This window comes from Gulosibacter sp. (assembly GCF_052090685.1).
Taxonomy (GTDB): domain Bacteria; phylum Actinomycetota; class Actinomycetes; order Actinomycetales; family Microbacteriaceae; genus Gulosibacter.
In genome coordinates this window covers 1-21,323 of the sequence record NZ_JBQDBE010000034.1, presented here as the reverse complement: position 1 = coordinate 21,323, position 21,323 = coordinate 1, and the positions used below count along the sequence as shown (strand labels likewise).

General features: G+C 60.4%; 25 protein-coding genes. 16 read left to right on the top strand and 9 right to left on the bottom strand.

Features of this window, described 5'->3' with window-relative positions; all coding sequences use genetic code 11:
- Positions 1 to 71 precede the first annotated feature (71 nt).
- Entirely contained in the window at positions 72 to 476 is a 405-nt protein-coding gene (locus tag ACTHXA_RS14900; RefSeq protein ID WP_441673663.1) for a DUF4307 domain-containing protein, read from the bottom strand.
- 83 nt (positions 477 to 559) lie between these two features.
- On the opposite strand from ACTHXA_RS14900, the gene mca reads away from it, so the two are divergent.
- The 6 genes from mca to ACTHXA_RS14870 all read left to right on the top strand — a co-directional run bounded on the left by mca (position 560) and on the right by ACTHXA_RS14870 (position 6,168).
- Entirely contained in the window at positions 560 to 1,432 is an 873-nt protein-coding gene (gene mca / locus ACTHXA_RS14895) for a mycothiol conjugate amidase Mca (RefSeq protein ID WP_441673662.1), read from the top strand.
- Positions 1,433 to 1,780, top strand: coding sequence for a hypothetical protein (locus tag ACTHXA_RS14890; protein WP_441673661.1), 348 nt, complete (start codon positions 1,433 to 1,435; stop codon positions 1,778 to 1,780).
- 9 nt (positions 1,781 to 1,789) lie between these two features.
- Positions 1,790 to 2,578, top strand: coding sequence for an isoprenyl transferase (locus tag ACTHXA_RS14885; protein WP_441673660.1), 789 nt, complete (start codon positions 1,790 to 1,792; stop codon positions 2,576 to 2,578).
- A 307-nt stretch (positions 2,579 to 2,885) separates the two neighbouring features.
- A complete protein-coding gene (locus ACTHXA_RS14880) occupies positions 2,886 to 4,220 on the top strand; it encodes a PhoH family protein (protein WP_441673665.1) in 1,335 nt (444 codons plus the stop codon).
- Between the two features lie 55 nt (positions 4,221 to 4,275).
- Complete coding sequence (locus ACTHXA_RS14875; RefSeq protein ID WP_441673659.1) at positions 4,276 to 4,722, top strand: prepilin peptidase; 447 nt, start codon at positions 4,276 to 4,278, stop codon at positions 4,720 to 4,722.
- A 39-nt stretch (positions 4,723 to 4,761) separates the two neighbouring features.
- Positions 4,762 to 6,168 carry a class II fumarate hydratase gene (locus ACTHXA_RS14870; protein ID WP_441673658.1) on the top strand — a complete coding sequence of 469 codons (1,407 nt, stop codon included), beginning with the start codon at positions 4,762 to 4,764 and terminating at the stop codon, positions 6,166 to 6,168.
- 95 nt (positions 6,169 to 6,263) lie between these two features.
- Here the strand turns inward: ACTHXA_RS14870 and ACTHXA_RS14865 are convergent, their stop codons facing one another.
- From ACTHXA_RS14865 to xseA, 3 genes are read right to left on the bottom strand one after another with little or no spacing between them, the layout of a single operon-like run.
- A complete protein-coding gene (locus ACTHXA_RS14865) occupies positions 6,264 to 6,902 on the bottom strand; it encodes a DUF4245 domain-containing protein (protein ID WP_441673657.1) in 639 nt (212 codons plus the stop codon).
- 5 nt (positions 6,903 to 6,907) lie between these two features.
- Positions 6,908 to 7,159 carry an exodeoxyribonuclease VII small subunit gene (locus tag ACTHXA_RS14860; RefSeq protein ID WP_441673656.1) on the bottom strand — a complete coding sequence of 84 codons (252 nt, stop codon included), beginning with the start codon at positions 7,157 to 7,159 and terminating at the stop codon, positions 6,908 to 6,910.
- Positions 7,160 to 7,164: 5 nt separating this feature from the next.
- Positions 7,165 to 8,373 carry an exodeoxyribonuclease VII large subunit gene (gene xseA, locus ACTHXA_RS14855; protein WP_441673655.1) on the bottom strand — a complete coding sequence of 403 codons (1,209 nt, stop codon included), beginning with the start codon at positions 8,371 to 8,373 and terminating at the stop codon, positions 7,165 to 7,167.
- A 54-nt stretch (positions 8,374 to 8,427) separates the two neighbouring features.
- Here xseA and ACTHXA_RS14850 point away from each other — a divergent pair, with 54 nt between their 5' ends.
- A complete protein-coding gene (locus ACTHXA_RS14850) occupies positions 8,428 to 9,486 on the top strand; it encodes a 4-hydroxy-3-methylbut-2-enyl diphosphate reductase (protein WP_441673654.1) in 1,059 nt (352 codons plus the stop codon).
- A gap of 3 nt (positions 9,487 to 9,489) precedes the next feature.
- On the opposite strand, the gene ACTHXA_RS14845 is transcribed toward ACTHXA_RS14850, so the two are convergent.
- Together ACTHXA_RS14845 and fbaA are read right to left on the bottom strand one after the other, a co-directional pair.
- Positions 9,490 to 9,972: a DUF6264 family protein gene (locus ACTHXA_RS14845; protein ID WP_441673653.1), complete on the bottom strand. Its 483-nt coding sequence runs from the start codon at positions 9,970 to 9,972 to the stop codon at positions 9,490 to 9,492.
- The gene (gene fbaA, locus ACTHXA_RS14840; RefSeq protein WP_441673652.1) at positions 9,972 to 11,000 is read right to left on the bottom strand and encodes a class II fructose-bisphosphate aldolase; all 1,029 of its coding nucleotides are present in this window, start codon (positions 10,998 to 11,000) and stop codon (positions 9,972 to 9,974) included. Before fbaA ends, ACTHXA_RS14845 begins: the two co-directional genes overlap by 1 nt.
- 187 nt (positions 11,001 to 11,187) lie before the next feature.
- Between fbaA and glpX the strand changes: the two genes are divergently transcribed.
- Positions 11,188 to 12,132: a class II fructose-bisphosphatase gene (glpX, locus tag ACTHXA_RS14835; RefSeq protein WP_441673664.1), complete on the top strand. Its 945-nt coding sequence runs from the start codon at positions 11,188 to 11,190 to the stop codon at positions 12,130 to 12,132.
- A 3-nt stretch (positions 12,133 to 12,135) separates the two neighbouring features.
- On the opposite strand, the gene ACTHXA_RS14830 is transcribed toward glpX, so the two are convergent.
- Genes ACTHXA_RS14830 through ACTHXA_RS14820 form a run of 3 tightly spaced genes read right to left on the bottom strand, consistent with a single transcriptional unit; the run spans position 12,136 to position 15,228 of the window.
- On the bottom strand, positions 12,136 to 13,317 hold the full coding sequence (locus ACTHXA_RS14830) for a DNA recombination protein RmuC (protein ID WP_441673651.1): 1,182 nt from the start codon (positions 13,315 to 13,317) through the stop codon (positions 12,136 to 12,138).
- A 47-nt stretch (positions 13,318 to 13,364) separates the two neighbouring features.
- A complete protein-coding gene (locus tag ACTHXA_RS14825; RefSeq protein ID WP_441673650.1) occupies positions 13,365 to 14,582 on the bottom strand; it encodes a hypothetical protein in 1,218 nt (405 codons plus the stop codon).
- A 31-nt stretch (positions 14,583 to 14,613) separates the two neighbouring features.
- Positions 14,614 to 15,228: an exonuclease domain-containing protein gene (locus tag ACTHXA_RS14820; protein WP_441673649.1), complete on the bottom strand. Its 615-nt coding sequence runs from the start codon at positions 15,226 to 15,228 to the stop codon at positions 14,614 to 14,616.
- 177 nt (positions 15,229 to 15,405) lie between these two features.
- Between ACTHXA_RS14820 and ACTHXA_RS14815 the strand changes: the two genes are divergently transcribed.
- The 8 genes from ACTHXA_RS14815 to ACTHXA_RS14780 all read left to right on the top strand — a co-directional run bounded on the left by ACTHXA_RS14815 (position 15,406) and on the right by ACTHXA_RS14780 (position 21,162).
- On the top strand, positions 15,406 to 15,912 hold the full coding sequence (locus tag ACTHXA_RS14815) for a hypothetical protein (RefSeq protein ID WP_441673648.1): 507 nt from the start codon (positions 15,406 to 15,408) through the stop codon (positions 15,910 to 15,912).
- Positions 15,913 to 15,939: 27 nt separating this feature from the next.
- The gene (gene ychF, locus ACTHXA_RS14810; RefSeq protein ID WP_441673647.1) at positions 15,940 to 17,013 is read left to right on the top strand and encodes a redox-regulated ATPase YchF; all 1,074 of its coding nucleotides are present in this window, start codon (positions 15,940 to 15,942) and stop codon (positions 17,011 to 17,013) included.
- A gap of 33 nt (positions 17,014 to 17,046) precedes the next feature.
- Entirely contained in the window at positions 17,047 to 17,328 is a 282-nt protein-coding gene (locus ACTHXA_RS14805; RefSeq protein ID WP_441673646.1) for a type II toxin-antitoxin system RelE/ParE family toxin, read from the top strand.
- Positions 17,303 to 17,623: a HigA family addiction module antitoxin gene (locus tag ACTHXA_RS14800; RefSeq protein WP_441673645.1), complete on the top strand. Its 321-nt coding sequence runs from the start codon at positions 17,303 to 17,305 to the stop codon at positions 17,621 to 17,623. Before ACTHXA_RS14805 ends, ACTHXA_RS14800 begins: the two co-directional genes overlap by 26 nt.
- Complete coding sequence (locus tag ACTHXA_RS14795) at positions 17,620 to 18,165, top strand: AAA family ATPase (RefSeq protein ID WP_441673644.1); 546 nt, start codon at positions 17,620 to 17,622, stop codon at positions 18,163 to 18,165. The genes ACTHXA_RS14800 and ACTHXA_RS14795 overlap by 4 nt, the downstream gene beginning before the upstream one ends.
- Positions 18,166 to 18,452: 287 nt before the next feature.
- Positions 18,453 to 19,103, top strand: coding sequence for a hypothetical protein (locus tag ACTHXA_RS14790; protein ID WP_441673643.1), 651 nt, complete (start codon positions 18,453 to 18,455; stop codon positions 19,101 to 19,103).
- A gap of 444 nt (positions 19,104 to 19,547) precedes the next feature.
- Positions 19,548 to 20,132, top strand: a complete 585-nt coding sequence (locus tag ACTHXA_RS14785) for a hypothetical protein (protein WP_441673642.1) — start codon at positions 19,548 to 19,550, stop codon at positions 20,130 to 20,132.
- A 70-nt stretch (positions 20,133 to 20,202) separates the two neighbouring features.
- Positions 20,203 to 21,162, top strand: coding sequence for a hypothetical protein (locus ACTHXA_RS14780; protein WP_441673641.1), 960 nt, complete (start codon positions 20,203 to 20,205; stop codon positions 21,160 to 21,162).
- The last annotated feature ends 161 nt before the right edge of the window (positions 21,163 to 21,323 follow it).

The window sequence follows — 21,323 nt, the reverse complement described above, 5'->3', positions numbered from 1 at the left end:
TCTACTTGAGGCAACGAATCAACCTTCCCGGAGGTATTGACATGAGGCAACAGGGTATGTGACGCGCGCCGTTACGGAATCCAGCACTCGCGAATGAGCACCACATCGGCCGGTTGCGTGGTCCGCAGCGTGTGTGCGAGCACCCGGTGTTGCTCGGTTATGGCTGGCAATTCCACCAGCTCATAGCCGACCACTGCCTTCAGTGCGTTTTGTGCTTCGACGGCGCAGACGAGCTCTTCGCCGGGTTTCACCGACACGCGTGCCTCGATGGACGCTTCGGTTGCTGAAATCGACTCGAAACGTGCGGTTTGCGACTCCACGGTCGTCGAGGAATCCACGAAGGTAAGCGCCCAAAACCCGATCGTGCCGAGCAATAGGACAATCACCGCAACCCACCACAACCGGTTCGGTTTTGTCGACGGCTCCGACTTCGGGCGGCGGCGCGATGCACCGTAGCGCGCTTCTAAGTCGGACAAGGATCAACTCTCTCGCGATAAGCTTATTTATTGCTAGGTACGAGCTTACCCGAGCCGACTTTTATTTTTGACAGGAGCGTTCGATGACATTTCGACTTCTCGCGGTCCACGCACACCCCGATGACGAATCGAGCAAGGGTGCTGGAACCTACGCGGCCTACGAGGATCGCGGCGATGAAGTGATGATCGTGAGCTGCACCGGTGGCGAAGCAGGGGACGTCCTCAACACCGCCGTACCGTCGCGCGCCCACGCGGAACGAGACTTGACGGGCCTGCGACGAGTCGAGATGGCCGAGGCCCAGCGGGTCCTCGGTATTGAGCACCGGTGGCTTGGATACCGGGACTCCGGAATGGCACGCGAGGATGGCTCACTGGAGCCGGGAACCTTCGCAGCTATCCCGGTGGAGACGAGCGTGCGCCCGCTCATCCAGCTCATTCGCGAGTTTCGACCACATGTCTTGGTGACCTATGACGAAAGTGGCGGATACCCGCATCCTGACCACATCCGCACCCACGAGGTGTCGATGCTCGCGTGGAAGCAAGCGGGCACGGATCTCTTCCCCGAACTCGGCGAGCCCTGGCAGCCGCAGAAGCTGTATTTCGACCGCACCATGAACGATGAGCGCGCGAAGTCGATGCTCGATCACCTCAAGGACCACCCCGATCTGCAGCACCTTGCTGATCGGATGGAAGCAGCGCTTGAGCGATTGCTGCAGCAACACCGCAAGCGCACGACCAAGATCGAGATCTCGAAATACCTCAACCGTCGTGATGACGCGCTGCGTGCCCACGCGAGCCAGGTCGCACCCGACAATGAGTTCTTTTTCGGGTATCCGCGCGATCTCGAGGTGCTCGCGTACCCATACGATGACTATGAGCTGGTGGAGAGTCGGGTCGAATCGGAGCTGCCCGAAACCGACCTCTTTGCCGGGGTAATTCTCGAAGGGAACCACTAATTGACGCCGCTTGACCGGGGAATGATCTGGCTTATCCAGGCAGTGCCCACGCCGACGCCGACTGAAGCATTTGATCCTGCGGATGTCACTCCCGGGCCAATCGGCTTTTTCGCGACCGTCGGGATGATGGTTGCGGTCGGGCTCGTTGCAATGGGCCTGATGCGACGCTCTGCGCGGGTCCAGGCGCGCTGGCAGGTTCGCGAGCAGCTAGAGCGCGAGGAAGCTGCGGCGGAAGCTTCGGATGCTGGTGGCCAGACCTCGGGTGACACGTCTCAGGACGCGTCCGGCAAGGATGCGTCCGGCCAGGATGCGTCAGAAACTGACACCTCACCGAGCAAGGAAGTCTAGGTCGCCATTGTGAAACGCCGCACCGGTTTCCGCGCACCCGCATGGGCATACAAGCTCTATGCGCGGAACCTCTGGCGTTCGCTGCGCCGAACCAGTGCGCGGCCGGCGCACGTGGCGATGATTATTGATGGCAACCGTCGCTGGGCGAAACAATCGGGTCTGCAGGATGCGGCGGCCGGTCACCGTGCAGGTGCGGCCAAGATGGTTGAGTTTATTTCTTGGTGCGATCGGGCGGGGATCGGGACAATCACCCTGTACTTGCTCTCCCAAGATAATCTGCGCAGCCGTTCGCCCGAGGAGCTTCGCGACCTCATGTCGATCATTGGGCGACTCGCGACGGACCTTGCTTCCAATGAGCGGTGGCAAGTGCAGCATGTTGGTTCTCCTACGGGACTGGCACCGGAATTGGCGGCCACCCTCGAAGAAGTTGAGCGGAAAACGCAGCGCGCACGCGGGCCCCACGTAAATCTCGCGATTGGTTACGGCGGGCGCAGCGAGATTGTGGACTCCATGCGCAAGATTGTGCGCTCACATGCCGATAGTGGTGGGTCGATCGAGACCCTGGCGGACATTCTTACTCCGGAATTGATCGGTGAGCACCTCTACACGGGAGGTCAGCCCGATCCGGATCTCGTCATCCGCACCTCGGGGGAGCAGCGGCTGAGCGATTTCATGCTGTGGCAATCCGCGCACTCCGAGTTTTACTTCGTGGAGGCCTTGGGGCCGGATCTCCGAGAGGTCGATTTTTTGCGTGCCCTGCGTGACTACGCGAGTCGGCAACGGCGATACGGGCAATAGCCGCTCGCCGCACGCAGCCACCCTCGGCCCGCCGGAATGCGCGCGACACGCCAGACACGCCAGAATCCGATTAACAGCTCAACTGCAGGCTGAAGGTTTCACAGATTTGAGTGTCACTTCAGATCACTTTTGTCACATCCGTCACTTGGGTTACGCGCAGAAGTAAACGCAAAGTAAAGGTTCCATAAAACGGGCATTCGCTGAGCGACTGAGTTAACCCGCGGGGCTAGCGTGCAAGGCATCAGGAAGTTCCATCCTGATCGAGAGGAGCGCGAGCGCCGTGACTAGCACCAGCATCCCAAACACGCTGCAATCCATCGAATCGGAGGTATCGCCGCAAACCCCAGAGCAATTGAGGGTTTACGTGCTTGATACCTCCGTTTTGTTGAGTGATCCGCGTGCAATTTTTCGGTTTGAGGAGCATGAAGTTGTGCTGCCAATTACCGTCATTATCGAACTCGAGAAGAAGCGTCATGATCCGGAGATCGGGTATTTCGCCCGCCAGGCGCTTCGACTTTTAGACCAACTCCGGCAAAAGCACGGTCAGTTGAACGAACCAGTGCCGCTCGGCGACGAAGGCGGCAGTTTGCGAGTGGAACTCAACCACTCGAATGAAGCGGTATTACCGAGCGGCATGCAGCTGCACGACAATGACTCGCGCATCCTCGCGGTGTCTGCGAACCTCAAATCGGAGGGTCACAATGTCACCGTGGTCTCCAAAGACCTACCGATGCGCATCAAAGCATCCTCGATCGGCATCGAAGCCGACGAATATCGGCACGAACTTGCCGTTGACGCCGGCTACACCGGATCGGCACAGGTGAGTCTCGCTGCCGATGAGGTGAGTGAGCTTTACGAGAACGACGAACTGCACACCTTTGCGGTGGATGGGCTGCCCGTGAACACCTCGCTGGTGATCCAGTCGGAGCGCGGTTCGGCACTCGGTCGCGTCAGCGCGCCGGAAACCATCCGTTTGGTCCGCGGTGACCGTGACGTGTTCGGCGTGCACGGCCGTTCCGCCGAACAACGACTTGCGATTGACCTGCTCCTCGACCCGAGCGTGGGGATCGTCTCGCTCGGTGGCCGCGCGGGTACCGGTAAGTCGGCGCTCGCGCTCGCGGCCGGACTCGAAAGCGTCCTTGAACGTCGCCTGCACCGGAAGATCATGATCTTCCGACCGCTCTACGCCGTCGGTGGCCAAGAACTCGGCTACCTGCCCGGTGATCACGACGAGAAGATGAACCCGTGGGGTCAAGCGGTGTTTGACACACTCAGCTCGATTGTTTCGGACAATGTGCTTGACGAGGTCATGGACCGCGACATCATTGAAATCCTGCCGCTCACCCACATCCGGGGCCGATCGCTACACGACGCCTACGTGATTGTGGACGAGGCGCAGTCGCTCGAACGTAATGTGCTGTTGACGATGCTCTCGCGAGTGGGCATCAACTCACGCGTGGTGCTCACGCACGATGTCGCACAGCGCGACAACCTTCGCGTCGGCCGCCATGACGGCATCGCCTCGGTGATCGAGACGCTCAAGGGCCACAAACTCTTCGGCCACATCACGCTCACGCGTTCGGAGCGCAGCGATATCGCCGCACTCGTGACCGACCTGCTCGAGGACTACAACGTCGGCTGACACCAGCTGTTGATAACTTTCCACCCGGCGCACACTTTTCACTAGAGTGCGTCGGGTGGAACTGTCTGCTGCTGCGTATGTCGCATGCTGGGTCGCGCTGGTGACGCCGACGCTCATGCAGCTCGACATTGCCGAGCATAGGCTCCCGAACGCGATTGTGATGCCGGGATGGGCGGTCGCGGCTACTGGGCTCGGGCTTGCGTGGATGCTCACGGGCACCTTCCCAGTGACGGCATTGGTCACCGGCGTGGTGACACTCGTGCTGGCTTTTCTCTTGGCGCTCGGCGGCGGGCTCGGCATGGGGGACGTGAAACTCCTGTTCCCGCTCGGCATTGGCCTCGGATTGCAAACCAGCCACGCCATCCTCGTCGCCAGCCTGGTCGCCATCATGCTGGGTGGCGTCGTCGCCGTAATTACGCTCATCCGACATCGCCGTCGAAAGACCGACATCCCCTTCGGGCCTTTCCTCCTGTTGGGCTATTGGGCAGGGTATCTCGCGTAACCTGGTGTGGTTCCGCATTCCTCATCGAAAGGTTTCACTGTGGTGGAAAATCAGGATTCCGAGTTCCGCATCGAGCACGACACGATGGGTGAAGTACGCGTTCCGAAGAACGCGCTCTATGCCGCGCAGACGCAGCGTGCCGTGGAGAACTTCCCCATTTCGGGTCAGGGCTTCGAGGATCGTCAGATCATTGCGCTCGCGCAGGTGAAGCGCGCCGCAGCAATCGTGAACGCGAAGCTCGGCATCATTGACGATGGCCGCTCGAAGGCAATCATTGCCGCAGCTGAAGAAGTCATGAACGGTCAGCACCTCGATCACTTCCCGATTGACGTGTACCAGACCGGTTCCGGTACTTCCTCGAACATGAACATGAACGAGGTCCTGTCGACCATTGCCACGCAGGCCCTCGGTGACACGGTGCACCCTAACGACCACGTCAACGCTTCGCAGTCCTCGAACGATGTTTTCCCCACCTCGGTACACGTCGCCGTCACCGGTGCGCTGTTGGAAGACCTCGTTCCTGCGCTGCAGCACCTTGCTGAGTCCTTCGAAGCGAAGGCTGATCTGTGGAAGGACGTCGTCAAGGCCGGCCGCACCCACCTCATGGACGCCACTCCGGTCACGCTCGGTCAGGAGTTCTCGGGATACGCACGCCAGATTCGTCTCGGGATTGACCGGGTAATGGCCACGATTGAGCGCGTGGCAGAGGTACCCCTCGGCGGCACCGCCACCGGTACCGGTATCAACACACCCAAGGGTTTCTCCGCACAGGTCATTGCTGAACTGGCGTCGAGCACGAAACTGCCGATCACCGAAGCCGAGAACCACTTTGAGGCACAGGGCGCGCGCGACGCACTTGTTGAGGCTTCGGGCGCGCTGCGCACCATCGCGGTCTCGCTGACGAAGATCAACAACGACCTGCGCTGGATGGGCTCCGGCCCGAACACCGGACTTGGCGAGCTTGCTATCCCAGACCTGCAGCCGGGCTCCTCAATCATGCCGGGTAAGGTCAACCCGGTTGTCCCCGAGGCAGTGCTCATGGTGTGCTCGCGCGTGATCGGAAACGACGCCGCGATTGCCTTCGGTGGCGCATCCGGTTCCTTCGAACTCAATGTGCAGATCCCGCTCATGGCGACCGCGCTGCTCGAATCGATTCGCCTGCTCGCAAACTCCTCGCACGTGTTTGCCGACAAGACCATTGATGGTCTGGTCGCGAACGAAGAGCGTGCACGTGAACTCGCAGAGTCCTCGCCCTCGATCGTGACCCCGCTCAACCGCGTTATCGGCTACGAAGCCGCATCGAAGGTTGCGAAGCACGCGGTGGCCGAAAAGGTCACCGTACGCCAGGCCGTCATCGACCTCGGCTTTGTGGAGCGCGGCGAGATCACCGAGGCAGAACTCGACGAGAAACTTGACGTGCTCAAGATGACTTCGCCGAACCTCTAAGGTTCATCGCGAACAACAAAATTGGCTGGCCCGTGCGGATGCGTGGGCCAGCCAATTTTTTTGTTGGTTTAGCGACTTCAGCGATTCACGGTCAATTACGGCACAAGCGCCGCGAGTTCCTGTACCGACTCGGCCGAGTGGGAACCGTAGAGCACGTAGACCGAGTCATCGACTTCCCGGACGAGCGAATAGCGAGTGTTGCCCGCCTCGTCAGAATCAAGCTCGGAGTAGTCGTATTCGACCCACTCCTCACCGTTAATCGTGATCGCCCCGGTTGGGCTCCGCTGGTCGACTTTTTCGTAGGTCCAGGTGTCGTTGGCGTTGATGCCCTGGCTGAGACCGACGTACTCAACGGCTTGGTCGTCCTCGAGGAGCATGAAGCCGATGTACCACTCGGTCACCCCGTCTGCGCCGGTACGAATTTCCGCCTGGTTCGACTGCCAATGCTCCGGCACGGCAGGGTCGGCAAGTGGCTGTTCATAGCCGGGCTGTGCCTGCGAGGCGACCTCGCTGAAGTCGACGTCGCGAAGCACCTCGTTGTCGTTACGAGGCACCATGAACACGATCGCGGCAACAGCGAGCAGGGATACACCGATCGCCGCAACCAGGTTGTTGATTGTCTTTCGTTGGCGGTAGAGCCGCGAGTTTTCGGCCTTTCGGGCTGCGGTCTCTTCCGGTGTCTCCGGACGGCCGAGCTCGGCGACAATCGCGGGGGGTTTGGGGCGCTTGGCCAACTGAATTACTCCTTGTCGGCCGAATCGGCCGGTGCTTGTTGCTCTTCACGAGCACGTTCGAGACGCTCACGAGCGCCCTTGAGCCACTGTTCGCAGCGGGCCGCCAGGGCTTCACCGCGCTCCCAGAGCTGCAGTGAGTCTTCGAGGGTTTGTGAACCCTGTTCGAGGGACTGCACGATGAGCGCAAGCTCGTCACGTGCTTCCTCGAAACTCATGCTTTCAACGGGACGGGGAGTGGGGGCTTCGGATGCTGCCATGGCGTTCATTCTACGGTTGCCTCGATTCTTCCATCAGTGACGCGGATACTGAGCGTATTGCCGGGGGAGACCTGGTCGGTGGCGGTGACGACGTGTGAGCCGGCATCCTCGATCCGTTCCACAATCGCGTAGCCGCGCTCGAGCGTGCCGAGCGGGGAGAGCGAGTTGAGCCGCTGTCGCAATGAGGTGGTCGCATCGGTGGCGTACACGAGCCGACGATCCACCAGCTCGACACCGCGTGCTGCGAGACGCATGAGGTCCTCGCCACGCTGATCGATCATCCACACCGGGTTCGCAATCGCGGGCCGTGAGCGGAGGGAGTCAAAATACTGCGTTTCGACGCGGATTTTTTCGGTAACGCGACGACGGATGCGCGCCCGGGCTTGCTCGACCATGTCGAGCTGTTCGGCAACATCGGGCACGACGCGCTTGGCTGCATCGGTCGGTGTGGATGCGCGGAGGTCAGCGACATCGTCAAGTAACGGTCGGTCGGCTTCGTGGCCAATTGCGCTGACAATCGGCGTGAGCGCGGCCGCGGCAGCACGGACCAGTGCTTCATCGGAGAAGGGGAGTAGATGCAGGAAGTCACCGCCTCCGCGAGCAATGATGATGACATCGATATCCGGATCCGCGTCGAGTGTCTGTATTGCCGCGATCACCTCCGGAACCGTATTGTCGCCCTGCACGCGTGTGTGGATCGTGGTGAACTCCACCGCGGGCCAGCGAAGCTCGGAATTGCGCCGCACATCCTTTTCCGCGTCCGAATCGCGACCCGTAATGAGCCCGATACGCTGCGGAAGAAACGGGAGCGGTTTCTTGAGTTCGGGGGCGAACAGCCCTTCTTCGGTGAGTTTGCGTCGCAGTTTCTCGAGCTGCTCGAGCAGATTGCCCACGCCCGCCTGACGCATGTCGTAGACCTGGAAGGACAGGGTGCCGCCCTTGACCCAGAAATCCGGCTTCGCATTGACGATGACGCGGTCGCCTTTTTTGAAATCGCTGTTGATGCGCTCGCGCACGCTGCGCCAGACCGTGAGCGACACCGACGCATCCTCATTGAGATCGCGCAGCTTCGCATAGGCGTGACCACCGCGCACGTCGTAACTGGTCAGCTCACCTTCGATCCAGGCGGCGCCGAGTCGGCTGATCCATTCACGAACGGACTGTGAGATAAAACTCACCTGAAACGGCTGTTCGGGGCTCGACGGCGTCGCCATGTGCATCCCATTCCCTGCGTATTGATCGAATTGGTGGCTCTGTAGACTGGAGGGGTGACTGATCCCGTAGTGCTGCTTCCTACTCCTCGGGTCCCTCGACCCGCGGTGGTGCTCGAAGACCGTCCCGTTGCGGGCCGCAAGCGTGTGCTTTTGGCCGCCCCTCGAGGATACTGTGCGGGAGTCGACCGAGCGGTCGTGGCTGTGGATAAAGCGCTCGATCACTATGGTGCACCGGTTTATGTGCGTAAACAGATCGTGCACAACAAGCACGTGGTCGCCGAGCTTGAGCAACGAGGCGCGATCTTCGTCGAGGAGGTCGACGAAGTTCCGGAAGGCTCTCACCTCGTGTTTTCGGCTCACGGCGTTTCGCCGATGGTGAAGGAAGCCGCGGCCGACCGGAACCTGCGCACTATTGACGCCACCTGCCCCCTGGTCACCAAGGTGCACCGCGAGGCGACGCGGTTCTCAAAAAAGGGTCAGCAGATCCTGCTGATTGGGCACGACGGTCACGAAGAGGTGGAGGGCACCGCGGGCCACGGCGGCGACCGCGTTACGATTGTGAATAATCCGGACGAAGCGGACACGGTGGTGGTCGACGACCCGGACAACGTGGTCTGGCTCTCACAAACCACGCTGTCGGTGGACGAAACGATGGAGACCGTCAATCGTCTCCGGACGCGTTTCCCAAATCTGCAGAATCCGCCCTCGGATGATATCTGTTACGCCACCACGAACCGGCAGGCCGCCATCAAGAACATTGCGGCAGAGGCGGACCTGGTGATCGTGGTGGGCTCGGCAAACTCATCGAACTCGGTGCGTCTGGTCGAGGTGGCCCTGCAGTATGGCGCGAAAGCGGCGTACCGGATCGACTTCGCCGAGGAGATTCAGCAGGCGTGGCTCGACGGCGTGGCAACCATCGGCGTCACCTCGGGTGCCTCAGTGCCGGAGGTCCTCGTCGAGGAGGCCATGGCGGCACTCGCCACTGCCGGCTATGCCGATGTGGCGGAAGTCGAAACCGCGGTCGAAGACCTGATGTTCTCGCTGCCGAAGGAGCTTCGTCAAGAACTCAAGAACGACGACCGCGCACTCGGTGGTCGGGCGGCGCGTGCCTAATTTCTAGGGCGTTGGTGTCGGTGTGGGCATCGGTGCACCCTGCTCGACCCAGGCAATCATTTCGGGATGCGCCATGAGCCCGATCATGAGAATTGTAAGGCTCAACAGGAGCGCAATGACGGCGCCCACGATTGCGCACCAGCCGCCGAATTTCTTGGCTTGCCAGCGCTTGAGCGCAACATAGAGCCAGATGGCGTAGTTGAGCGGATGCAGGATGATCCCGACGAGGCCGAGCGCTTCGAGCCCTTCCGGACGAACGTACTCACCGATTTGATACTGCTCAAAGGCGAGCGCTGCCTGCTGTGCGATCCCGTCTGCGGTGACGACGGTCATATTCACGACGGTCGCGAAGATACCGATGATGAACAGCATGATGCCGATCATTTTGTCGCTGCGGCGTCGTACTTCGCGGATCTCTTCGGGTGATAGACCGGCGCCGGGCCCCGGAGTGTTGCCCCGAGGCCCGGATGGAGCTGGTCCCGACACTAGATGGACTGCGACTGGCCGTGCGAGCCGAGCTGCTGGGTGGCTTCGATGAGGCGGGCTGCCATGGCAGATTCGGCCTTCTTGCCCCACGAGCGGGGGTCGTATACCTTCTTGTTGCCGACCTCGCCGTCAATCTTGAGGAAACCGTCGTAGTTTTTGAGGACGCTGTCCACGACGGATCGTGAGTAGGCGTACTGGAGGTCAGTGTCGATGTTCATCTTGATGACACCGTTTGCAACTGCCGTCGCGATTTCTTCGCTGGTCGATCCGGAACCGCCGTGGAAGACGAGGTCGAGGGGCTTTGCCTCGGTGCCGTACTTTTCGGCGAGTCCGGCCTGAATTTCTGCGAGGATTTCGGGGCGGAGCTTCACATTGCCCGGTTTGTACACACCGTGCACGTTTCCAAAGGTCAGCGCGGTCATGTAGCGACCCTGCTCACCGAGACCGAGGGCTTCGACGGTGGCGATGGCGTCTTCAAGGTCGGTGTACAGCTTGTCGTTGATCTCTCCGACCACCCCGTCTTCTTCACCACCGACAACACCGATCTCCACTTCGAGGATCTGGTTGTTGTTGTGGAGGCGGGGGAGGATCTCCTTCGCAATCTCGAGGTTCTCCTCCAGCGGAACCGCGGAACCATCCCACATGTGCGACTGGAAGATCGGCTCGTTCCCCGCCTTGACCGCCTCGGTGGATGCCTCAATGAGCGGGTAGAGGAAGTTATCGAGTGCGTTCTTGGGGCAGTGGTCGGTGTGGAGCGCGACGGTGATCGGGTAGTTTTTTGCCACTTCGTGCACGAAACCGGCCATGGCGAGGGCGCCGGATGCGCGTGCCGTCCGAGTGTGACCGGCAAAGTAGTCTGCGCCACCGGTGGTCACCTGGATGATCCCGTCCGATCCTGCTTCGGTGAGGCCCTGGAGGGCAGCATTGATCGTGGCGGAGCTCGAAACGTTGATGGCAGGATAGGCGAAGCCGTTGTTCTTCGCGCGGTCAAGCATTTCTGCGTACTGGTCGGGCGTGGCGATTGGCATTGAAGACTCCTTATTAGTCAAACGACATGGGCAGTCTATCGACGCTCGTTCACCGATTCCCGAGCGCCACTGACTACTGTTGAGACATAGATGCACAACGTCGAAAGGGTTCACCGTGACCGCAGCCAATGATGCAGCCTCGCGCAAAGAAGCAGAGCTGATCGAGCACCCAGACCGTAACCTCGCTATGGAACTCGTCCGCGCCACCGAGGCCGCCGCAATTCGTGCGGTGCCGTGGATCGGACGGGGGAACAAGAACGCGGCCGATGGTGCCGCCGTGGATGCAATGCGAAAGTTTCTTGCGACCGTCGAGTTCCAGGGCGAAGTCGTGATCGGTGAGGGCGAGAAGGACGAAGCCCCCATGCTGTTCAACGGTGAGATCGTCGGAAACGGTCGCGGACCGTTGTGCGACATCGCCGTAGACCCGATTGACGGCACGAGCCTGACCGCTGCCGGTCGCCAGAACGCACTCTCGGTGATTGCCGTTGCGGACCGCGGCACCATGTACAACCCCAAAGAGGTCTTCTACATGGACAAGATCGTCACCGGCCCGGCAGGTAAGGGCATCATTGACCTCGAGCGGCCAATCGGCGACAACATCAAGGACCTCGCGAACGCACTCGGTAAAGATGTTGAGGACATGAATATTGCCGTCCTCGACCGCCCACGTCACGAGCAACTCATCTCCGATATCCGCGCCTCCGGTGCGGGGACTGAACTCATGCTTGATGGCGATGTTGCTGGCGGCATTAACGCGGCACTCGAGGACGGACGCATTGACATGTGCGTCGGTATCGGCGGGACCCCGGAGGGCATCATTACGGCGTGTGCCATCAAGGGGCTTGACGGCGTCATGCAGGGCCGCCTGCACCCGCGCAATGATGAGGAGCGTCAGAACGCGATCGATGCCGGTCACGATCTCGACCGGGTACTCACTCAGGACGATCTTGTGCGCACCGACAACACCTTCTTCGTCTGTACGGGAGTGACCGATGGCGGCCTGGTTCGCGGTGTGAACCGTGAGCGCAATCAGATCACCACGGACTCGGTGGTGCTTCGTGCCCGCTCGGGTACGTTCCGCCGCGTTACGGCAACGCACCGCAGCGACAAGTGGCTCGCTGACGAAGCGTAAGTTCTAGCGAACCCCGGACTCTTCACTCGTCCGCTCAGCCGTCTCCAATTCGGTGAATTCTGGAGCGCTGAGCGGGCGTGGTGCTTTTCCGACCGGCTTGCTGGTCGGTAGCGGCTTCGAGGCACCATCGAATTCGCCAAGTTTGCGGGCGGTGGGGAAAACTCTGGTCTCCATTGATCCAACCAAGCTGTCATAGGCGTCGACCGAGCCGCGGAGTTGTCGTCCGAGCTTCGCGAGATGTCCGGCCGCCGTGCCGAGTCGGCTGTACAGCTGCGATGAGAGCTCGAGAATCTCCGCGACTGACTCAGTGACGCGCTCTTGTTGCCAAGCAGCTGCCACCGATCGCAAAATTGCCCATAACGTCACCGGGGAGGCGAGCGCAACATCCTTCCCGAAGGCGTAATCCAAGAGTCCGGGATCAGCGGCGACCGCCGCCGAGAGGGCCGATTCGCTCGGCAAATAGGCCACGACCAAGCGCGGGGATCCGGGAACGGCCGAGGGATAGTCGCGGACTCGCAGTGCATCCACGTGACCGCGTACGGTTCGCGCATGATCCGCCAAGAGCTGCTTGCGACGCTTTCGATCCTCCTCGGTGCCGGGAGTGGGCAGTTGCATCGCTTCGAGATACCGGTTCATTGGTGCTTTCGCGTCAATGATGAGTGCGTGGTCGCCGGGCAAATGCACGAGTGCGTCGGGCCGAAGCACCGCATCGTCGTGCGTAAACTGCTGCTGCACGTCGAAGTCAATATGCTCAAGCATTCCCGTTGCCTCCAACAGATTACGCAGCTGCGACTCACCCCAGGAACCGCGCTCGGTGTTCGACTTCAACGCCGAGGCGAGTTGCTCGGTTGACGCACGCAACTCGACGTCCGCCTGCGCTTGGACGCGTAGCTGCTCAGAAATCTGGCCGTGCAACTCGAGCCGCTCCTGCTCGAGGGTCTGCACGGTGCCCCGCATCCGCTCTAACTCGGTGCGAACCGGAAGTAGCTCGCGCAGGACACGATCGTCACTGACTCGCTGCTGATGCTGCGTGTCTATTTGGGCGCGCAATTCCGCAACGCGGGTGTCGGCAATCGCCGTGCGTTCAGCGAGCGCCGTGTTTCGAGCGCGAAACACCACCGCGGTACCGACGGCGCCGATCAGGACTCCAATGAGCAGTGCGAGCAAGATCCAAAGCATTTCCATGTCCGAAGCCTCGCACGAGCCTCCGACATCCCAAACGAACTACGCCGTTAGTTGCGGCCTGAGCGTCCGAAAAATCGGCCCAAACCTCGGTCATCGCTTCGTTTGCTGGGTGCGACAGCGGGTACCGGTGTCGGTGCCGGCAGCTGTGCGTTATCGAGCCACGCGGTGAAAGCAGCCCATTCCGGCGCGAGCTCGTCACCGGTGGGCCGTCCCATTGCCTCGGCGACGATTGCGGCCACCTTCTTCGGGTCCTCATCCGCTTTTCGTTGCTTCGCGAGGGCGAGTCGTGTGGCTGCTCCGGGGGTCTCGATCAGCACCTCGTGCTCCCGCATCCCGATAATGATCGCCTTGAGTCGGGCACCCATCTCTGGCTCTGCTCGGGCAATGCGGCGCCGACGCTCAGCCAATGTCCGCACCGCGAGACCAGACATTGGAACCTGCGCCTTCGCAATTTCCAGTAGCTTCGCATCCGCGGTGCTGCCCGCTGATTTACCCAGCGCGCGCACGAATGACTCCGCATCACTACCGGGGCCGTTCCAGGACTCTTCGTCGTCGGCCACAATTGCGATCACACGGTCGGCAAAGGTCGAGTGCTGCGAATTCGCGATCATTGCGCAGGTTGCGTCCCAGGCGGCTGGCACCTCACCGGGATCTGGTTCCGCGGTGGGCACATCATCAAGCGGTGGCTCTTGACCCCAATATGACAGGACAGTGCGCCGCACCTCGGTTCGGTCGGGGGTCGCCGCGGCCGCCGCAATCAGCAGGTCATCCGCGATGCGCTCTGCCGCATCCAATTCTTCCGGTTCTGCATTGTTGATGAGTTCTCGTCGCAGGGGGAGGTAGATCTGCCCCCGATCATCCGGATGCAGCGCCCGGGCCGTGCGAGCGGCTTCCTTCGGCAGCGGCTGACCGTTATTCGCTTCTAACCATCGCTTGAGCACGGCAAGTGACTTCGGTCCAAATATTTCGCGGAGCGGCTTGGTCGGCTCCGCGACCATCGTGCGCCACGCAAACTCTTCCGGGAAAATCTCCGGCCATTCGGTGGCAATTTCTTCCAGCCCGCGATGGTCATCAAACGCATCCGCGAGGACATAGGCGATGCCGGCGTGTGCATCCCGATCGGTACCGTGACGCAACTTGTTCCATTTGCTGAGCGCCGTCCGATACGCCACGTCGCCAGCATCCGCAATGATCGCGATATCGACTCCCGAGGGGTCGATTTGCTCCGGGCGATTGAGGAGTTGCTTCCAGCGAGGCGTATCCACGGTGAGTCCTTTCGGGATCCGGGGTGGGTGATTAGAACGTTGCGCCGCTCACGAGGCTGTCGAGTGCAGGAGGGTCGCTCGGCCGCAGGCTTTGGATGTGCACACCAGTAACGCTACTGAGTTCATCAATTGAGATGCCGCCACGAGTGTGAGCTACATCAACGACAATAGCGGCACATGCTTCGGCATCCGCGAGTGCGTCGTGGTGATTGGTGAGGTCGTAGCCGGCGGCACGCGAGGCGTGGGGGAGCGAATACGACTTCAGAAAGTAACTCTTACGAGCAAGCCTTAACGAGCAGAAATAGCGCAGTTGCGGCACAGGCAGATGACTTGCCTTGGTTGCGGCGACCAGTACGCCCATGTCGAAAGAGGCATTGTGCGCGACCAGCACATCCCCCCGAGTGAAATCAAGGATGCGACGAAGCGAGGCTGGCCAGTCCGGCGAGTTCTTAACTCTGTCAGCACTGATGCCGTGCAACTGCACATTGAAGGGCGCGAATTCATCGTGGCCGGCGGGTGGCTGGATCAGCCACTCATCGCTATCGACGATTCGACCGTTCTGTATGCGAAGCAGCCCAACCGCGCATGCGGAAGCGGGGGACCGATTGGCGGTTTCAAAGTCGATCGCGACGAAATCTACTGACATCACTTCCAATGGTGGCACGATCCCCGACATACGCGCTGAGCCTGACGCGTCGGGTTTGTGACGGTCGGTAGCCTGAAGGCGAGGCAATCAGGGATTAATTGCGTCGGTAGGGAGGGAACACGGATGTTCTCGGAATTTATACGTGACCACGCGTTTTCGATTGCTTGGTTCGGGTTGATGACTGTTGTCTGGCTCGGGTGGGCGCAAGAGGATCCACCGGAATCCCGACGTTGGAAACTCGGCGTTGGTTCCGTGTTGGGGCTCGTGTTCACGGGCATTTTTGGTTACACGGTGTTTCGACACTGGAACACGGGGAGCGCGCTCGACGGCCAATTCCACCTCTACGGAATTCTGGTGGGCACCGAGGTCCTTCTCGCAGGGGCCGGAGCGATAGTGCTCGCGGTGCGTAAACAGTCTCGTTGGATTGCGTGGTGGGTCGCAATGGTGGTGGCGATTCACTTCATCCCGATGGCGCTGCTCTTGCAAGACCTAGCAATGGCAATTCTTGGCGTGGTGCAGACGCTTGGGCTCGTGGCGCTGATGCCGCGACTACGTAAAACGACGGTGACCACCAGCCGGGATGTCGGCCCATTTATGGGCATTACACTGCTCGCTTTTTCGGTGGTGTCAGCGGTGATGTTCCTTATTGTCGTGGGGTCGCCGTTCGCGCAGCACGGCACGTAGCTCCGGACAGGACTAGACTGGCTCTCCGTGGCTCTAACAATTGGCATCGTAGGACTCCCGAACGTCGGCAAGTCGACCCTTTTTAACGCACTGACAAAGAACTCGGTGCTGGCTGCGAACTATCCGTTCGCGACTATTGAACCGAATGTCGGCGTTGTCGAACTGCCGGATGCTCGACTCGACCGTTTGGCAGAAGTCTTCGGTTCCGAGCGCATCCTGCCCGCGACTGTGTCGTTTGTCGACATCGCTGGAATCGTCAAGGGTGCTTCCGAGGGTGAGGGGCTTGGCAACCAGTTCCTCGCGAATATTCGTGAAGCCGAGGCAATTGCGCAGGTCGTGCGTGGCTTCAACGACCCCGATGTGGTGCACGTTGATGGTGAGGTGTCGCCAAAGTCAGACATGGAGACCATCAACACCGAGCTCATCCTCGCTGACTTACAAACCCTCGAGAAGGCGATTGCGCGCTTCGAGAAGGAAGTGAAGGGCAAGAAGCTCGACGCTTCGGTGCTGGATACGGCGAAAGAGGCCGTTGACGCTTTGAACGAAGGCAAGCTCTTGTCGAGCACATCAATCGACTTGGCGCCGATTCGTGAACTGGGGCTGCTCACCGCGAAGCCGTTTATTTATGTCTTCAACATCGACGAGGATGTGCTGGGTGACGAGGCACAGTTGGCCGAGTTGGCAGCGCTGGTGGCACCGGCGAAAGCGGTGTTCTTGGATGCGCAGACCGAGTCGGAGCTCATTGACCTGTCGAAGGAAGAGGCGCAGGAGCTGCTTTCTTCGCTTGGCCAGGAGGAATCTGGCCTGGACCAGCTCGCGCGAGTCGGTTTTGACACGCTTGGGCTGCAGACCTATCTCACCGCGGGCCCGAAGGAAGCGCGTGCCTGGACCATCAACAAGGGCGATAAAGCACCACAGGCTGCCGGTGTGATTCACACTGACTTCGAGCGTGGATTCATCAAGGCTGAGATCGTGTCGTTCGCCGACCTCGATTCGGCCGGCTCGATGCAGGATGCAAAGGCAGCAGGCAAGGTGCGCATGGAAGGCAAGGACTACGTCATGCAGGATGGGGACGTGGTGGAGTTCCGGTTTAACGTCTAGCGTTATTGACGATCTTCGTTATACACTTGTCGCGTGATCAGATCGTTCGGCAGCAAGGACACCGAGCGCATCTGGCATGAGCAGTACGTCAAACGCATCGACCGGACCGTGCATCGGGCGGCCCTGCGGAAGCTTGAGCTGATCCATGCGGCGAAGGATGTCGAAGACCTCCGCATCCCACCGGGGAATCGCTTGGAGCGACTGGCTGGCGACCGTCGTGGGCAACACAGTGTCCGTGTGAACGCGCAGTGGCGTATCTGCTTCGTCTGGACAGAAGGAGGAGCGGAAGATGTCGAACTCGTCGACTACCACTGAGGCCGACCTGATCGAGCCGATCCACCCGGGAGAGATCCTGATGGAGGACTTCATCGAGGGCTTCGGGATCACGCAGAACAAGCTGGCTGTGTCCATCGGGGTGCCGCCGCGTCGGATCAACGAGATCGTGCACGGCAAGCGGGGAATCACTGCGGATACGGCGATTCGCCTGGCCCGGTACTTCGGGACCTCCGAGGAGTTCTGGATGAACCTGCAGTCGAACTACGAGCTGCGGCTTGAGCGACGGACTCTGCGCGACAAGGTCGCTGCGATCACGCCGCTCAAGGTCGCATGACATCTGGGGTGACCGGCTCGGAGGTTACTCGTCTGATCATCATCCGCGGGAACTCGGGTAGCGGGAAGTCGCAGCTGGCGCACGCTATTCGAGCTGCACGACCGCGGGGCGTGGCGATTATCGGTCATGACGTGCTGCGGCGAGAAGTCCTTCATGTTCGTGACCATCCCGGTGCGCTGAGCGTTCCGTACATCGACCTGTCGGCACGGTTCGCACTCGACAACGGTCTCGACGTGGTCATCGAAGGCATCCTGCATTCCGAGAGCTATGGCGAGATGCTCACGCAGTTGCGAAACGATCATGCTGGTCTGACTCGCTGCTATTACTACGAACTTTCGCTCGAGGAGACGCTCAAGCGGCACCGCACCAAAGCGCTGGCGGCCGAGGTGTCAGAGGCGGATGTCACGTCCTGGTACCGCTGCGAAGATCGGGTTGCCGGTTTGGCAGAATCGGTGTTCGACGCCACCCTCGGGCCCACTGATGCGCTGGAGCGTGTTCTTGCAGACGCTGACTGGCGCACAGAGGAAAGTTTCGGTGCCTGATCGGTGCGGTCTGAGGGTCTGCAAGTCACGAAACTCGGTGGAATCCAGTTTTTCGAGCTGAGCCAACGTTGATTGATTCGGCGGAGTTTACAGCATGGTTGAGCGGACTGCCGCCACAGGTTGGTATGTGTGGGCACGTGGTGGAGTTCCGCTTCAACGTATAGACGGTGTTTCGGACAAAGAGACGTTGGGGATACATCGTGCTCGCGGCGATCATTAGTAGCGCTTGAATAGAGCGCACTACCTAATCGACATTTGGAGGACTGAGTATGCCGCTCTCTGAACCTATGCGTTCGCAGACAGTGGAATACGCTCGCAATGACTTAGCTGGCGATCTCGCGTGGCACGTCAGCTATTTTGACTTTATTAATGACCTGGAGCGTCGTGACCGACTCGGGCAGGAGTTCTATGCGGCCAGATATCTATACAAACTCTGGGAAAGCCTGCGTATCGACGAGCCCTGGGCGACGCAGTCTCAGGTTCAGTTGCAGGTCCAGCAGTACGCGTCGATTTACGAAGCATCGATCCATCATCTCCTCTTCGTAGAGGCATCCAACGAGCCGGTGGTCCAGCGCCTGTCCGAATACCGTGCGCTAGTTCAGCGGGAGTTGCCGGGTCATGTTATGGACCGTATCCGTCGACTCGATGCAGATGACGCCGAAGACATCGTCGGTGCAGTTCATGCGCCGCGCCGCACGCAGGAGTCAAAGATTCGGTTCGACAGCAAGGTTGCTGCTGCCGTCGATCTAGGAATGATTAACGAGGGTCTCGGTCACGAGATCGCGGGATACTACACGGCGCGAAACTACATCCACATTCATGCGGAGCTCCGTCAAGAGGACTTTGAGTGGCAAATAGCGTTCGCGCGTGATGCGTACAGACGTCTAAAGCCGTTTAAAGAACAGGTTTGGGCCTGGCTGTCGCAGCGTCGAAAGTGAAGGTCATCTCGGGCCCAGGTAGCAGGTCGATGGCGTCCTCGGAGGCGATGTCTCGAAGCGCAGATTTTCCGCTTTTCGGTCTAACCTCTGACCTTCGAACTCTGAGACTGGTGCGCGTTCTGGTGGCAGCTTGACACTTCAGCGCACCCGTTCGGTACCGGCTGGTGTACTTAGACATGCAGATGGGCGGCATCGATCGGGGGAGGGCAGAGCGTGGGTACACGACGGCGGGATAAGGGGTTGCTTCTGGAGTTCGGCACGATCACGTGCGGGACATGCAGTGGACAGCGGCTTCTCGCGCGGGCCTGCCCTGATTGCGGGGAACGACCGAAGGCGCATGAGATCCAGAACGACCTCCAGCGCCGGGAACGGGTCGTCGCTGAGTTCAGGTCTCGGCGTAGAGCGCCCGACTTTGCCGTTTACCCCGTTGTGGACTCTCTGGCTGTGGACTTCGACAAGGTGCTGAATCGGGTGCTTCGGGCTCTTTCCGACGCGTCGAGATTTGGCCGGACTGCCGACGCGTTGGTCGCCTCCTTTGGCGATATGGACCAGATGGTGGCGAGCTGGAGTAACCCGCTCCCGCGACCGCAACGGAACCGTGGCAAAGTGATCGGTCGGGCGCTTCGCAGATTCTCAGAAGGAATCGAGCTCTTTGTGGACGCGCTGTGTGCTCGGGATATCCATGCGGCTCAAAAACTCGAGCGGCGGGGCAACCATCTCATCGGTGAGGCAGAGGCCGCACTCGACGAGATCACTGAGCTGGATGCCGCGGAAGAAGCGTTTGCAAGTGGATTCCCACTGGAGGGTATGAACCGCATCGGCCGGGAGGCTCGCTTGAGTGTCGATTGGGTTTCGTCTGTAACCGAGCTTGACGCCGCACTTTCATCAGGGTTCGGCTGGGATGCCGCCATACCGGGCACGGGTCTCCAATCGCAAACCATCCTGCTTTTGGCTCAGAAGTTGTTCGATCTCGAGGCATTCACCGAGGTCGTTGGTGTCGCCGACGATGCGACGACCATGGGGGGGTGACACCCTCGCTGAGTCGGATGATTGGCGGCGCGCTCACGCGCGCGCAGCGGCTTACCTCGCGAGCGGAGCCATGTCGATGCACCTTGCGATTTCATCGCACGGCAGCAGCGACCTCGAGGCGGCACAGAGCGCGGTGATTGCCGTGGCGACCTGGCGAGACGGGGTCCTTCGGCACGCCCTCGCGACCATGCTGGCAAATTCGATAGATGAGTACGATCGTCTGGTGGGCAAGAGTGGTGGCCACGCCACAAAGAAGGCCGCGTCGGCGTACCCCGGTTTGCTGCTAAACGAGAATCTCACCCCCGCATTGAGGAACGCCGGCGGTCACGCGGGGTTGGACCTGACGGAGGGCGGTATCCGAATCGGAGACGAAGAGTTCTCGATCGATGAGTTCGTTGACAAGGTCCTCGCGTACCTTGAAACGACGATGGCGACTTTCGTCGGGGTGACCCTTGCCATGACTCGCCTTGGGGCAGATCTGTCCTACGACGCGTACTTGGCTCCCCGTGACCGCCACGCTGCGGTGGCGCTGTTCCTCGGAGCCTTTAACCTCACCTGCGACTCGATTCACGTATACGGGGACGCGCTGTCAATCCAAGTGAGCGGGCCGGAGCCTGAATGGATGACGCTGTCTGCCGCACTCAGCGCGATGTTTCCGGCTTCGGTAGAACATGCAGAGGTCCGGCTCATCACAGATCTCGGACAGCGTATCTTCACCACTTCCTTCGAGCGAGTCCGTCAGTATGCGGATGGGTTAGGACAGTTGCCTGTGGAGCGCACAGCGCTCCACTTGAGCGCCATCGTGGCGGCAAGCCGGTTAGACGGCGCTTCTCCCTGGCACGAGGAAGACTGGAATCGGGTAGTGCAGGCGGTTACTCGTCGAGACGAAGGAGCTGACCTTCGCGCCTGGGTAAAAGATGTTCGCGCCCTTCGCGACTTCGGGCGCGAAGCGGACCAGCGACACGTTGTTACGTCATGCGAAAGTGAATTGGCAGAACTGCGAAGGCGTCCCGAGCTATTGAAGTCATGACGTTGTCGACGCTAGCGCCACGTCAGACGGCAAGCGGCCGAGAGGCTCCGCTATAAAAGGTTATTCGGCTACGGAACGTGGTGGAGTTTAGGTTTAACGTCTGACCTCCCTGTTGCCTCATGTCAATACCTCCGGGAAGGTTGATTCGTTGCCTCAAGTAG